Raw genomic sequence first — 11,846 nt, forward strand, 5'->3', positions numbered from 1 at the left:
GCGGCCTGAACCGCAACCGCATCCGCGTCATTCCTGGCCGGCCGGCGCGGAACCCAAACGGGCAACTTGACCTAACGCCCTAGCGGGGCAAAGTTCGGATACAGACCCCAACCAGCCAGGGAGAGCCCCAGCCATGCCGAATGACAGCACCCCGGAACCGGAGATCGCGCAGAAAGCCCCCTTCCCCGTCGAGGTGAAGGAGGGAAAGACCTATTTCTGGTGCGCCTGCGGCAAATCCAGCCGCCAGCCGTTCTGCGACGGCTCGCACAAGGACACGGCGTTTGAACCGGTCAAATACACCGCGGATAAGGACGGCAAGCTGTTCTTCTGCGGCTGCAAGCACTCGGACAAGAAACCCCTGTGCGACGGCACGCATTCCAAGCTGTAGTGAAGCGCCGGCAGGCGCAGCGCGCGACAGAAGGCCGCGCGGGGCCTAGGGCATCAGCCGCTTGAAGACATCCGCGCTGGGGCAGAACTCCGGCACCGCGGGCGCCTCACCGCGGCGGGAGGACAGCCACAGGGCGCAGGACTTGCTGCAGCCGGCGCCGCGGCATCCAGTGACCATCCTGGCATAGTCCAGCCCGCTGAGCCGCCCGTCCTGCACCGCCCGGTCCAGGTCGACGCCCGCAGCCTCGGCCACCGACCGCATCAGCCACAAGTGGCGGAAGATGTTTCCGAGGCCCTCTGCCTCCGCTGCCATGTCCTTCATCGGGCCAGTTCCTTGAGGCGCTTCAGCTCTTCGGCATTGCGGCAGCCCGGCATCGGGGCGCTGGCACGCTCATGCTCCGCCAGATACGCCGCGCATTGCTCCGGCGCTTCGCAGCCGCGGCAGGCGGTGACCATTGCCGCCCATTCCTGGTGCCCGATCCGGCCCGCGGCAAAGGCGCCGGACAGATCGGCGCCGACGGTGTCGCCCATCCTTGACAGCAGCCGCAAATGGCGCAGCGGCTCACCCAATGGATTCATGGTTTGCACTCCTTGGCTGGGACAGCGCGCTCAGGCCTGCTGCTCATTCAGATAGCCGAGCAGGTCGCGGTTGCGGCAGAAATCCGGCGCGTCTGCGCCCGGGCGCAGCCCCTCGGCCAGCCACTTGCGGCAGGCGCCGACGCCGCCGCAGCGGGTGCAGCGCAGCACCGCCTCGGCGATCTCGTCAAAGCGCAGGGTGCCGGCCACGGCTTCCTCTTCCAGATCCAGGCCCACGGCGCAGGCCATCCGGTCGAACAGTTCGGCGTGGGTTTTCAGGTCGGCTTCGGCGGTCATCGCGCAGTCCCCCGTAATCATGCATTGCCGGGGCAGCTTAGCGATCGGGAACAGGCAGGAATTTGACCCAGGTCAACCAGACGAAATTTTCACGCAGGTTTCCCGCCCTGGTGGTCCAGATAGGCGCGCACTGCATCCTGCACCCGGCGGAAACGGTCGCCGCCGAGCTTCTTGCCGCCGTACCAGCGGGTGACAATGATGACGTGACCGGTGATGCCTTCGCGCTCCATCATCCGCAGAATCACCATGCCCGCGCCGCTCTCGCCGTCATCGGCCTTGAGCCCGCCGCTGGGCAGCACCGCCGCCCAGGTGTTGTGGGTCGCCTTGGCATAGGCGCGGTCGGATTTGAGGTCCGCCAGGACCGCATCCACCTCCTCGCGCGAGGAAACCCGCGCGCCGGTCACCGCGTATTTCGAGCCGCGGTCGGTCAGCACCACGCCAAGTTTCTCCAGCGCGGGGGCAGTGCGGTCCTTGGCAGCCACGGTCAGTTCAGGCCGTTGCGCGCAATGGTCGCCTGCACCACCCGCACCCGGTCCGGGTTGGCCGGGTGGGTGCCCAGGAAGCGGTCGCCCGGATCCGGCAGCCGGTTGAAGAAGCGCACGCCGACGCTGGGCCGGTAGCCGGACTTGTGGGTGATGATGGTGCCCAGCTCATCCGCCTCCAGCTCGAAATCCTTGGAATAGGTGCGGGCGCCGACAAAGCCGCCGATGTCCTGCGCCGTTGACACGCTGGCAGAACCGCCCCCCGCCAGCGCGGTGATCAGCCCGGCGCCGGCGCTGACCAGCGCCGAATTCGTCGCCTGCCGCGCCAGGTGGCCGCGGATATGGTGGGCCGCCTCATGCGACATCACAAAGGCCAGTTCGTCGTGGTTGGCGATCTGCCCCAGCATCCGCTGGGTGAAGGTGATCACCGGGCGGCCGTTGCGGTCCAGGCTCTGATAGGCGTTCGGCGCGGCCTTGGGGTTCGGGTCGATGCGGATCAGGAAGTCGCAGTTCAGGCCCTGGGTGCGCTTACGGCACTCGCGCTCCGCCACCGGCTCCACCCGGCGGCTGACGGTGGCAAAGGCGCTGCGCGCCTCGCCCGGCGCCATCCCCTGCACCGGCTGCCGCTGCGCAGCGGGAACAGGCTGGGGCGCAGGCTGGGATGCAGGCTCAACCACCATGTTGCAGGCGCTGGCAGCAAGGGCAAACAGACACAGTAAACGGCGCATGGCACATCCTTTTGCAATTCGTCCGCACATTATCCCGCAAGCTCCGGGGATGGCAATTGCCCGGCGGCGGAACCTTGCCGGTAGATTGGAATGATCGCCTGTGTTTGCAAGGTCTTGCCAGCGGCCGGGCCGCGGTGCAGGCTGGGGCCATGTTTACCATCGAACATGAATTCGACTCGACGGTGATCACCCTTGTTGACGAGAACGGAACCCCGCTCAACGAGGATGTGACCATCAATTCCTTCGCCGAATGCGTGACGGTCGAGCAATACGACCCCCGCACCGACAGCGTGCAGAAAATCACCCTCTCGCACCTGCAGGTGCGGGACCTCGCAGCAGCGCTTGACCTGCCCGAAGGCGTCTACCGTCTGGTTGGAGAGGAGTAACCCTCAGCCCGGCCCGGTGTAGACAAAGATCTTGTCGCGGGAGGCGCCGCCGCGGCGCAGCTCAAGGTTCGACGCCGCGGTGCCCATCGCCACGGCCAGCAGGCTGCGGATGGCCTCGGTCGCCTTGCCGTTTTCCGGCGCCGTGGTGACAGAGATTTTCAGCACGCCCTCGGCCTGCACAATGGCATTGCGCGCCGCCTTGGGCGTGGCGCGCACGGCAATTTCCGCGCCCGGCACGCGCAGATGGCCCAGATCCGGCAGGTCTTTCTTCCTTGGCTTTCCCATGGCGCCAAACATGCCCTGTGCGGGCTGCAAAGGCCATAGACTTTGCCGCCCTGCCACGGCTATCACCCTGCCAGCGAAACCCAAGCCCCGCCACCTGCTGCATTTCCGGCACAGATGGCACGCAAGGCCCAATGGCTCTTGAAAAAACACCCAACGCCGCCGAAATAGGCAGCAACAGATGTAAAAAGGTTTCACATATGCCTGCACGCAATGACGCCGCCCTCGAATTCCTGCTGTCGCGCCGCTCGCGCCCGGCCAAGACGCTGGTGGCGCCCGCCCCGACGCGGGACGAGCTGCTGCCGATCCTGACCGCCGCCGCCCGCTCCCCCGATCATGGCAAGCTGGAGCCCTGGCGCTTCATCGTGGTGGAGCAGCCCGCGATGGCGCGGCTGGCAGAGCTGACAGAGGACGCAGGCAAGCGCCTCGGCAAAAGCCCGGAGGACATCGCCAAGGGCCGCAGCCAGTTCGACCAGGGCCAGCTTGCGGTGGTGGTGGTCGAGGTGCAGAAAGACAGCCCCAAGGTGCCCGCCGTTGAGCAGACCTATTCCGCCGGCGCCGTCTGCCTGGCGCTCTTGAACGCGGCGCTGGCCTCAGGCTGGGGCGCCAACTGGCTGACCGGCTGGGCCAGCCATGATGCGGGCTTCTGCGCTGCCGCCTTCGGCCTGGCGGAAAACGAGCGCATCGCCGGCATCATCCACATCGCCACCGAAAGCTCTGCCCCGCCCGAGCGCCCGCGCCCGGACCTCGACGCCATGACAACCTGGATGAGCGCATGATCTTCACCGCCTTTTTCAAGACCCTCGGCCAGACCGGCGACCCGCGCTTCCGCAAGGTGCTGTTTCTGGGGCTCGGCCTGTCTGTTGCGCTGCTGTTTGCCGCCTATGCGGTGTTCCTGATGCTGATCCAGTGGCTGGCGGGACCGGAGGTCACCCTGCCGGTGCTGGGCGAGGTCACCTGGGTCGATGACCTGCTGTCGATCGGCTCGCTGCTGCTGATGCTGCTCTTGTCGGTGTTCCTGATGGTGCCGGTGGCCTCGGCCATCACCTCGATGTTCCTCGAGGAGGTCGCCCAGGCGGTGGAGGACAGGCACTACCCCGCCCTGCCGCCGGCGGCCAAGGTGCCGTTCTGGGATGCGGTCCGGGACACGGTGAACTTCCTCGGCCTGCTGATTGCGGCCAACATCCTGGCGCTGTTTCTCTATGTGCTGTTCCCGCCTGCGGCGCTGTTCATCTTCTGGGGCCTCAACGGCTTCCTTCTGGGGCGCGAATATTTCACCCTCGCCGCCGCCCGCCGGGTCGGCACCGCCGAGGCCAAGCGGCTGCGCCGCCGCCACTCCACCACCATCTGGGCGGCCGGCACGCTGATGGCGGTGCCGCTGTCGGTGCCGCTCTTAAACCTGGTGATCCCGATCCTGGGCGCCGCCACCTTCACCCACATCTACCACGCGCTGGCGCGCCGCTAGGCCGGCGCCAACCTCCCGGCCGCAGCCGGGTCAAGGCCGGCGCCAGCCGCCCGTGCGGCACGCGCGGGTTGCCTTGACGCGGCGGAGGCCGCAATACACTCGAACGGGCGTCTTTAAGTGCAGACCTGCACTTAAAGCGCTTCTCAGTAAATCTCTTCTGACTGCCTATTGGCACCCGGCCCGCTCCGGCCCGGCGGGCCGGCCGCCTCCGCGCCGCGCGCCAGCGCGGCGCCATGCCCAACCGTTGCAAAGGCATTGCAATGCCTCAATGCAGGGCGGGAGTGCCTGTTGACTTGTTTGCCGGATGTCCGGACGGTTCACTGCCGCTCCGGCAGCATCCCCATCCAGTCGAAATCATGCACCGAGACCGCGCCGGAAATGATGATCCCGGCAATGACCGCCCAGAGCACGGCCGCCACCCCGGTGGTGATCCAGGCTTTCTGCTTCAGGAAATGCCGCTCCGGCGCGCCCGCATGGGTGCCGGGCACCACGTCGCCCTTGTCGCCCTGGGTCTCCAGCCGGATCGGGATGATCACCAGGAAGGTCAGGAACCAGATCACTGCATAAAGCACGATCGCTGATGTAATGCCCATGGCGCCGGCCTTTCGTTATTGCCCTGCCCCGCAGCCGGGGCAGGACGCTCATAACGTCAAACCTGCTCGAGTTCCACCAGGCAGCCGTTGAAATCCTTCGGGTGCAGGAACAGCACCGGCTTGCCGTGGGCGCCGATCTTCGGCTCGCCGGTGCCCAGCACCCGCGCACCCTGCGCCTTCAGATGGTCGCGCGCTGCCAGGATGTCCTCCACCTCGTAGCAGACGTGGTGGATGCCGCCTGCCGGGTTCTTTTCCAGGAAGCCGTTGATCGGCGAGTTCTCTCCCAACGGATACAGCAGCTCGATCTTGGTGTTGGGCAGCTCGATGAACACCACGGTGACGCCGTGATCCGGTTCATCCTGCGGCTCCCCCACCTTGGCGCCCAGCGCGTTGCGGTACTGGGCTGAGGCCGCCTCCAGATCAGGGACAGCAATGGCAACATGGTTCAAACGGCCGATCATCTTTTTCGTGCTCCTCTCACAAACGATCCTTGGCCACGGTTATGGGGCGGATGCTGCGCCGCGGCAAGTGCGCCAATCCGCGCGCGGCCTGCCGCCCGGCTGCCGATCTGGGCCGGCGCGCGCGCCGTTAACCTGTAATTAGCCTCGTTTCCCTAGCGTGGAGTCCTATCCCGCAAGGAGGATACGTTATGGACGATTCGGAACTGTTTGCGGCGGCCCAGCGCCTGCCGACCACACGGCGCCCGCTGCTGGGGCTGACCATCCTGGTGGTCGAGGACAGCCGCTTTGCCTGCGAGGCGCTGCGGCTGCTGTGCCTGCGCAGCGGCGCCCGCATCCGCCGTGCCGATTGCCTGGCGTCCGCCCGCCGCCATTTGCAGGTCTACCGCCCGTCGGTGCTGATTGCCGATGTCGGGCTGCCCGACGGCTCCGGCCTCGACCTGATCCGCGAGCTGGCGGACGCCAGCCCGCGCCCCAGCGTGATCCTTGCCACTTCCGGCGACTCCAGCCTGGCGGATGCGGCGATCGAAGCCGGCGCCGCCGGTTTCCTGGAAAAGCCGATCACCTCGCTGGCCGCCTTCCAGCAGGCGGTGCTGTCCAGCATGCCCCCCGACCGCCGGCCCTCCGGCCCGCGCGCGCTGGCCGACGAAACGGTGGAACCGGACCTGATCGCCTACCGCGACGACATGGCCCATGCCGCCGATGTGCTGAACATGGGGCAGGAGGAAAAGACCCTGGCCTATCTGGCGCAGTTCCTGGGCGGCGTCGCCCGCAGCGCCGGCGACAACCCGCTGGCCGAAGCCGCCGACCGGCTTGCCCGCTCGCGGCAGAACGGGCGGCCGCTGACGCAGGACGCGGCCACCCTTGCCGGGCTGGTGCAGGAGCGGCTGGAACGCCGCGCGGCGATCTGACATGGCCGAAGCCTGCATCATCGCCCTCGCCACCCTGATCATCGTGCTCTACGGCCAGGTCCGGCTGGAAGCCCGGGCCATCCGCCGGAACCGCAGCAGCGATGCAAACACCCGCCCGCTGATCCTGCGTTCGGGCAGACCCTGACGCTTAACCGGGCCGCGGGTCCAGGCCGCCAGCGGCCATCGCAGCCAATAGCGGCCCTGCCGCCTGCAGCCCCCGCATCATGCCCCCCGCGCCTGACGCGCCGCGCTTGCTTGCGCTGCCGCTCCGCAACCATGCAGCCCGGAAAATCTCCCGCGCCCGCAGCGGCACGGCTTGCGCCGCGCCGCTTGGCGGCGGTGCCGGGCCTAACGGGACGGTCCATGCCCTGAACGGGACGGACCGACGGGAGCCGCCGCCTGACAGCCTGCCGGGCTGCTAGAGCAGCAAACCGGGATCCCTGCCCATGGCCAAACCGGGGAACACGTCGGTTTCCAGCCCGCTCTTGCCAGCCCCGGTCAGCCCGTGCAGGAGCCAGGCCAGCTGGCCGCGCACATCCGCGGTCGGCATCAGGTCGCGGCGGTCATAAAGATCCGCCTCTGCCAGCCCCGGCCAGCGCCCCAGAACCCGGCCGCCGCGGACCGCGCCGCCCGCCAGCAGCATCGCGCCGCCGGTGCCGTGGTCGGTGCCGCCGGTGCCGTTCTCCCGCGCGGTGCGGCCGAACTCGGTCACCGCCGCCACGGCGGTCTTGCCCCAGATCTCCGGCCCCAAGCCGCTCTGCAGCGCCAGAATGGTCTCTGCCAGCCGCCCCAGCGCCCCTTTCAGCGCCCCCGCCTGGCGGAAATGGGTGTCCCAGCCATTGATGGAGAAGGCCGCAATCCGGCTGTCGCCGCGCAGCTGCTGCGCCGCATAGGCGGCAACCTCGCTGTGCGCCTTGCCTTTCGGTGCCGTCATCATCGACGCCATCATGTCTTCGCCGGCTTCCGCGCTGTCCCCCTCGCCGCCGTCCTCGCCGTCCTCGCCGCCCAGGGCCATGTCCTGCCGGGTCAGCTCGAGCGCCTCGTTCAAAGCGGCATGGAACAGCGGATCGTCCTCCATCAAGAGCCCCGCCAGCCGCTCCGCCTGCGGGCTCATCAGCAGCCCGGCCCCCGGCGCCCACTGCGACACCGGCGCGCTGCCCTCCAAGATCAGCATCCGCTCCTGGCCTATGGCAAAGGCGGTGCGCGCCTCCACTCCCGGCATCTGCTGCAGCAGCCGGTTCAGCCAGCCGCCTTCCGCCTGGCCCAGCCCCGCGGTGCCGGCCTCCAGCAGGTCCTGGCCGTCGAAATGGCTGCGCCGGTCGCGGTAGGGCGTCGACACCGCCTGCACAAAGCCCAGCTCGCCCGCGCGCCACAGCGGCAGCAGCGGCGCCAGGCCGGGGTGCAGCGCATAGAACCCGTCCAGATCCGCGGCCCCCGCGGCCGGGCCGCCGGACAGGCTCTGGCGCAGCCCGGCATAATGCGGGTCGCCATAGGGCTGCACCACGTCCAGCGCGTCCATGCCGCCGCGCAGGATGATCACCACCAGCCGGGTGTCCCAGGGGGCGGCGGCAAAGGTAACCGGGGTCAGCAGCGGGCTGGCCGCCAGCGAACAGCCCAGCACGGCGGAACGGGTCAGAAGGGAACGGCGGGTCAGCTGCATCTGCAAGGCCTCCTGTCAGCGGCGCTGGAACGCGGGAGAGGACAGGATCAGGCCGATCCCCTCGGTTTGGGTTTCCGCCGCGCGGGCGGCAAAACGGACCCGTTCATTGGCGTATCCGCCCAGGGCAGCATCCGCAAAGTCCCGCGGATCCGGCAGCCCTTGCGCCAGCCGCCGCGGCGCCGCCATGGCCCAGCGCAGCCGCGCGGCCAGCGCCTGCGGCGTGATCCAGGCCGCGTCTTCCTCTGTCCAGCCGTCCGGGCCGCTGGAAAACTCCCAAGCCTGCCCCATCGGCGTCAGCGGCGCCAGCAGCAGGCGGTTCAGCTGCCGGGGCTTCAACGCATCGATCCGCTCTGCCGGCACCGCCAGCGCCCGGCAGGCGGAGGCCACGAAATCAAACGGCGGCTTCACGTTGCGCAGCTCAGGCGCCCAGGCGGCGTGATGGCCCAGAAGCGCTTCATAGACCGCCATCAGGCCGCCGCCGCTGGCCTGATAGCGGTCCGCCAGATAGTCCACCAGCGCCGCATCCGGTGTGTCCGAGACAAAATGCACCGCCAGCTTCCAGGCGATATGGCGCGCAGTGGCGGGATGGCGGGCCAGGTCGCGCAGGGCGCTCAGCACCTGCTGCAGCTGCGGCTTGCCGCCGCCGTAGGTTTTGCCCAGCACGGTCTCAGCCCCGGGCTCAGCCATCCCGGGCCGGAACACAAACCCCTTTTCGCGCGAAATGCTCAGCCCGGTGAACAGCTCCGCCAGCTGCCGCACATCTGTCTGGCTGTACGGCCCGCCGACGCCCAGCGTGTGCAGCTCCAGCACTTCGCGGGCCAGGTTCTCGTTCAGCCCCTCAAGGCGCTTGGCCCGCTTGGCGGCACGGCTGCCTTCCCCGGCAGAGCGGAACTGATCCAGATAATGCAGCATCAACGGGCTGGTGACGGCGGCGATCAGCAGGTCCTCGAACCGCCCGCTGACATGCGGCCGGATCACGCTTTCGGCATAAGGCGCGGCCAGAACCCGAAGTGCCGGGGTCTTTCCCTGCGCGGTGAAATGGTCGGCCCAGAACAGCACCAGCCGCTCGCGGAACCCGTCGCGGGTGTGGATATGGCGCAGCAGCCGCTGGCCGTGCCAGCCGATCCGGGCCTGATTCTGCGCCCGGCGGAAATCCTTGAACGCCTTGTCCGCGGCCTCATAGCCGGACTTCCCCGCCAGCCGGTTGCGCTGCCGCCGCAGCTTCTGGAAGGTCCCTGCGCCGGCCGCTGCCGAGTCAAATCCGCTGACCGGGAAACGCCCGGCGGCCTCATCCGGGCCTTGCAGGCGCTCCAGCATCTCCGCAGCCGAGGCCGGGGGCGGCAGCAGCGGGGACAGCCCTGCACCAAAGCGGATCTCTGCCAAATCTCCGTCAAACCGCATCGTTCCGCTTTCCCTCTGCCCTGCTGCTGCGCCTGCAGGTTAGAGCATCGCCGCCCCTGCCCACAGGTGAATTTCAGGTGATACGCAGATCTCCGCGTGTTCCGTCGCCAGCCCGGCAGATTTTTGAAACCCGGTTCTTCCGGCCGGAAATGCTGAAGCGCCCGGAAAGACCCCGGCTCAACAAAAAAGGCCCGGGCAACTGCCCGGGCCTGTTCAGGAAACATGCAGAGTTTACTGGTCCTGCGGGATCAGCCGCAGCCCCAGTTCCATCAGCTGCTCGGCCATCGGCTCCGACGGCGCCGACATCATCAGGTCCTCGGCGCGCTGGTTCATCGGGAACATGATGACCTCGCGGATGTTGGCCTCGTCGGCCAGCAGCATCACCATGCGGTCGATGCCGGCCGCGCAGCCGCCGTGCGGCGGGGCGCCGTACTGGAAGGCGTTGACCATGCCGCCAAAGCGCTTGCGGACTTCATCTTCGCCGTAGCCGGCGATCTCGAAGGCCTTGAACATGATTTCCGGCTTGTGGTTCCGGATCGCGCCGGAGACCAGCTCATAGCCGTTGCAGGCGAGGTCGTACTGGTAGCCCTTGACCGCCAGCGGATCGCTCAGCAGCGCGTCCATGCCGCCCTGCGGCATCGAGAACGGGTTATGCTCAAAGTCGATCTTGCCGGTTTCCTCGTCCTTCTCGTAGATCGGGAAGTCGACGATCCAGGCAAAGGCAAAGCGGTCCTTGTCAATCAGGCCCAGCTCCTCGCCGATGACGGTGCGGGCCTTGCCCGCGACGCCTTCGAACGCCTTCGGCTTGCCGCCCAGGAAGAAGGCCGCGTCGCCGACGCCCAGGCCCAGCTGCTGGCGGATCGCCTCGGTGCGCTCAGGCCCGATGTTCTTGGCCAGTGGGCCCGCGGCCTCGATCCCCTCGCCCTGGTCGCGCCAGAAGATATAGCCCATGCCCGGCAGGCCTTCGCCCTGGGCGAACTTGTTCATCCGGTCGCAGAACTTGCGGGAGCCGCCGGTCGGCGCCGGGATGGCGCGGATTTCGGTGCCTTCGTTTTCCAGCAGGTTTGCAAAGATCGCGAACCCGGACCCGCGGAAATGCTCAGAGCAGTCCTGCATCTTGATCGGGTTCCGCAGGTCCGGCTTGTCGGTGCCGTACCATTTGGCGGCATCCTTGTAGGAGATCTGCGGCCACTCATGCGCCGGGTCCACCTTGCGGCCCTGCCCGAATTCCTCGAACACGCCCGCCATCACCGGCGCGATGGTGTCAAAGACGTCCTGCTGGGTGACAAAGGACATTTCCATGTCCAGCTGGTAGAAATCCGCGGGCGAGCGGTCGGCGCGCGGGTCCTCGTCGCGGAAGCAGGGCGCGATCTGGAAATACTTGTCAAAGCCCGACACCATCATCAGTTGCTTGAACTGCTGCGGCGCCTGCGGCAGCGCGTAGAACTTGCCCGGGTGCAGGCGCGACGGCACCAGGAAGTCGCGCGCGCCTTCGGGGCTGGAGGCGGTGATGATCGGGGTCTGGTATTCATTGAAGCCGATGTCCCACATCCGCTTGCGGATCGACTGGATCATGTTGGCGCGCAGCACCATGTTGCGCTGCATCTTCTCGCGGCGCAGGTCCAGGTAGCGGTAGCGCAGGCGGGTTTCCTCCGGGTATTCCTGCTCGCCGAACACCATCAGCGGCAGTTCCTCGGATTTGCCCAGCACTTCGATGTCGCGGATGAAGACCTCGACCTCGCCGGTCGGGATCTTGGGGTTCACCAGGCTCTCGTCGCGCGCCAGCACGTTGCCGTCGATGCGGATGCACCATTCGCTGCGGACCTTCTCGATCTCGGCAAACACCGGGCTGTCCGGGTCGGCCATCACCTGGGTCACGCCGTAGTGGTCGCGCAGGTCGATGAACAAGAGGCCGCCGTGGTCGCGGACGCGGTGGACCCAGCCCGACAGGCGGACGGTTTCACCGACGTTGGATTTGTTCAGTTCGGCGCAGGTGTGGCTGCGGTAGGCGTGCATGGCTCGGCCTTTCGTTATGCGGGTCGCGGGTCCTTCGGGACCGTCATTCGGGAGTAGCGCAAAAGGGCGCTTGAATTCGTCCGGGGTGGTACACAAGGTTGCAGCCCGCTTGTCAAGCAAACAGGGCCATTTCCGCGCACACTGACGCCTGAAATCGGCGGTTCCTGACGCCAGCGGCGGGACCTCCAGGGTTGGGCCGGGCGC

At 67.7% G+C, this 11,846-nt stretch carries 17 protein-coding genes; 6 read left to right on the forward strand and 11 right to left on the reverse strand.

The window, feature by feature from the left end; genetic code table 11:
- The first annotated feature begins 133 nt into the window (after positions 1–133).
- A complete protein-coding gene (locus LHL23_RS06800) occupies positions 134–388 on the forward strand; it encodes a CDGSH iron-sulfur domain-containing protein (RefSeq protein WP_226429271.1) in 255 nt (84 codons plus the stop codon).
- Positions 389–433: 45 nt separating this feature from the next.
- On the opposite strand, the gene LHL23_RS06805 is transcribed toward LHL23_RS06800, so the two are convergent.
- The 5 genes from LHL23_RS06805 to LHL23_RS06825 form a co-directional block, all read right to left on the reverse strand.
- Positions 434–709 carry a DUF6455 family protein gene (locus tag LHL23_RS06805; RefSeq protein ID WP_226429272.1) on the reverse strand — a complete coding sequence of 92 codons (276 nt, stop codon included), beginning with the start codon at positions 707–709 and terminating at the stop codon, positions 434–436.
- A complete protein-coding gene (locus LHL23_RS06810) occupies positions 706–966 on the reverse strand; it encodes a DUF6455 family protein (RefSeq protein WP_226429273.1) in 261 nt (86 codons plus the stop codon). The genes LHL23_RS06805 and LHL23_RS06810 overlap by 4 nt, the downstream gene beginning before the upstream one ends.
- Positions 967–996: 30 nt before the next feature.
- Complete coding sequence (locus LHL23_RS06815; RefSeq protein WP_222478073.1) at positions 997–1,260, reverse strand: DUF6455 family protein; 264 nt, start codon at positions 1,258–1,260, stop codon at positions 997–999.
- 89 nt (positions 1,261–1,349) lie between these two features.
- Entirely contained in the window at positions 1,350–1,742 is a 393-nt protein-coding gene (locus tag LHL23_RS06820) for a YigZ family protein (RefSeq protein WP_226429274.1), read from the reverse strand.
- A gap of 2 nt (positions 1,743–1,744) precedes the next feature.
- Positions 1,745–2,470 carry a M48 family metalloprotease gene (locus LHL23_RS06825; protein WP_226429275.1) on the reverse strand — a complete coding sequence of 242 codons (726 nt, stop codon included), beginning with the start codon at positions 2,468–2,470 and terminating at the stop codon, positions 1,745–1,747.
- A 149-nt stretch (positions 2,471–2,619) separates the two neighbouring features.
- Here LHL23_RS06825 and LHL23_RS06830 point away from each other — a divergent pair, with 149 nt between their 5' ends.
- On the forward strand, positions 2,620–2,856 hold the full coding sequence (locus LHL23_RS06830; RefSeq protein ID WP_174146486.1) for a hypothetical protein: 237 nt from the start codon (positions 2,620–2,622) through the stop codon (positions 2,854–2,856).
- 3 nt (positions 2,857–2,859) lie between these two features.
- On the opposite strand, the gene LHL23_RS06835 is transcribed toward LHL23_RS06830, so the two are convergent.
- The gene (locus LHL23_RS06835; RefSeq protein ID WP_226429276.1) at positions 2,860–3,141 is read right to left on the reverse strand and encodes a DUF167 domain-containing protein; all 282 of its coding nucleotides are present in this window, start codon (positions 3,139–3,141) and stop codon (positions 2,860–2,862) included.
- A gap of 197 nt (positions 3,142–3,338) precedes the next feature.
- Between LHL23_RS06835 and LHL23_RS06840 the strand changes: the two genes are divergently transcribed.
- Entirely contained in the window at positions 3,339–3,917 is a 579-nt protein-coding gene (locus LHL23_RS06840) for a nitroreductase family protein (protein ID WP_226429277.1), read from the forward strand.
- Positions 3,914–4,603 (forward strand): EI24 domain-containing protein, encoded by a 690-nt coding sequence (locus LHL23_RS06845; protein ID WP_222478061.1) that lies wholly within the window; start codon positions 3,914–3,916, stop codon positions 4,601–4,603. The genes LHL23_RS06840 and LHL23_RS06845 overlap by 4 nt, the downstream gene beginning before the upstream one ends.
- 317 nt (positions 4,604–4,920) lie before the next feature.
- Here LHL23_RS06845 and LHL23_RS06850 read toward each other — a convergent pair whose 3' ends face one another.
- Together LHL23_RS06850 and mce are read right to left on the reverse strand one after the other, a co-directional pair.
- A complete protein-coding gene (locus LHL23_RS06850) occupies positions 4,921–5,196 on the reverse strand; it encodes a DUF1467 family protein (RefSeq protein WP_226429278.1) in 276 nt (91 codons plus the stop codon).
- A gap of 56 nt (positions 5,197–5,252) precedes the next feature.
- Entirely contained in the window at positions 5,253–5,657 is a 405-nt protein-coding gene (mce, locus tag LHL23_RS06855) for a methylmalonyl-CoA epimerase (RefSeq protein ID WP_222478056.1), read from the reverse strand.
- A 188-nt stretch (positions 5,658–5,845) separates the two neighbouring features.
- Here mce and LHL23_RS06860 point away from each other — a divergent pair, with 188 nt between their 5' ends.
- Entirely contained in the window at positions 5,846–6,565 is a 720-nt protein-coding gene (locus LHL23_RS06860) for a response regulator (RefSeq protein ID WP_226429279.1), read from the forward strand.
- 1 nt (position 6,566) lies between these two features.
- Positions 6,567–6,710: a hypothetical protein gene (locus LHL23_RS06865; RefSeq protein ID WP_226429280.1), complete on the forward strand. Its 144-nt coding sequence runs from the start codon at positions 6,567–6,569 to the stop codon at positions 6,708–6,710.
- Positions 6,711–6,983: 273 nt separating this feature from the next.
- Here the strand turns inward: LHL23_RS06865 and LHL23_RS06870 are convergent, their stop codons facing one another.
- From LHL23_RS06870 to aspS, 3 genes are all read right to left on the reverse strand, one after another.
- Positions 6,984–8,225 (reverse strand): DUF1501 domain-containing protein, encoded by a 1,242-nt coding sequence (locus tag LHL23_RS06870; protein ID WP_226429281.1) that lies wholly within the window; start codon positions 8,223–8,225, stop codon positions 6,984–6,986.
- A gap of 15 nt (positions 8,226–8,240) precedes the next feature.
- A complete protein-coding gene (locus LHL23_RS06875; RefSeq protein WP_226429282.1) occupies positions 8,241–9,626 on the reverse strand; it encodes a DUF1800 domain-containing protein in 1,386 nt (461 codons plus the stop codon).
- A 231-nt stretch (positions 9,627–9,857) separates the two neighbouring features.
- Entirely contained in the window at positions 9,858–11,642 is a 1,785-nt protein-coding gene (aspS, locus tag LHL23_RS06880; RefSeq protein WP_226429283.1) for an aspartate--tRNA ligase, read from the reverse strand.
- Positions 11,643–11,846: the final 204 nt, after the last annotated feature.

It is taken from the genome of Leisingera sp. McT4-56 (genome assembly GCF_020514995.1).
GTDB lineage: Bacteria > Pseudomonadota > Alphaproteobacteria > Rhodobacterales > Rhodobacteraceae > Leisingera > Leisingera aquaemixtae_A.

Bases quoted from the DNA above. Each gene is read 5' to 3' on its own strand.
- LHL23_RS06800 (WP_226429271.1), top strand. From the start codon at position 134: ATGCCGAATGACAGCACCCCGGAACCGGAGATCGCGCAGAAAGCCCCC.
- LHL23_RS06805 (WP_226429272.1), bottom strand. From the start codon at position 709: ATGAAGGACATGGCAGCGGAGGCAGAGGGCCTCGGAAACATCTTCCGC.
- LHL23_RS06810 (WP_226429273.1), bottom strand. From the start codon at position 966: ATGAATCCATTGGGTGAGCCGCTGCGCCATTTGCGGCTGCTGTCAAGG.
- LHL23_RS06815 (WP_222478073.1), bottom strand. From the start codon at position 1,260: ATGACCGCCGAAGCCGACCTGAAAACCCACGCCGAACTGTTCGACCGG.
- LHL23_RS06825 (WP_226429275.1), bottom strand. From the start codon at position 2,470: ATGCGCCGTTTACTGTGTCTGTTTGCCCTTGCTGCCAGCGCCTGCAAC.
- LHL23_RS06830 (WP_174146486.1), top strand. From the start codon at position 2,620: ATGTTTACCATCGAACATGAATTCGACTCGACGGTGATCACCCTTGTT.
- LHL23_RS06835 (WP_226429276.1), bottom strand. From the start codon at position 3,141: ATGGGAAAGCCAAGGAAGAAAGACCTGCCGGATCTGGGCCATCTGCGC.
- LHL23_RS06840 (WP_226429277.1), top strand. From the start codon at position 3,339: ATGCCTGCACGCAATGACGCCGCCCTCGAATTCCTGCTGTCGCGCCGC.
- LHL23_RS06845 (WP_222478061.1), top strand. From the start codon at position 3,914: ATGATCTTCACCGCCTTTTTCAAGACCCTCGGCCAGACCGGCGACCCG.
- LHL23_RS06850 (WP_226429278.1), bottom strand. From the start codon at position 5,196: ATGGGCATTACATCAGCGATCGTGCTTTATGCAGTGATCTGGTTCCTG.
- mce (WP_222478056.1), bottom strand. From the start codon at position 5,657: ATGATCGGCCGTTTGAACCATGTTGCCATTGCTGTCCCTGATCTGGAG.
- LHL23_RS06860 (WP_226429279.1), top strand. From the start codon at position 5,846: ATGGACGATTCGGAACTGTTTGCGGCGGCCCAGCGCCTGCCGACCACA.
- LHL23_RS06865 (WP_226429280.1), top strand. From the start codon at position 6,567: ATGGCCGAAGCCTGCATCATCGCCCTCGCCACCCTGATCATCGTGCTC.
- LHL23_RS06870 (WP_226429281.1), bottom strand. From the start codon at position 8,225: ATGCAGCTGACCCGCCGTTCCCTTCTGACCCGTTCCGCCGTGCTGGGC.
- LHL23_RS06875 (WP_226429282.1), bottom strand. From the start codon at position 9,626: ATGCGGTTTGACGGAGATTTGGCAGAGATCCGCTTTGGTGCAGGGCTG.
- aspS (WP_226429283.1), bottom strand. From the start codon at position 11,642: ATGCACGCCTACCGCAGCCACACCTGCGCCGAACTGAACAAATCCAAC.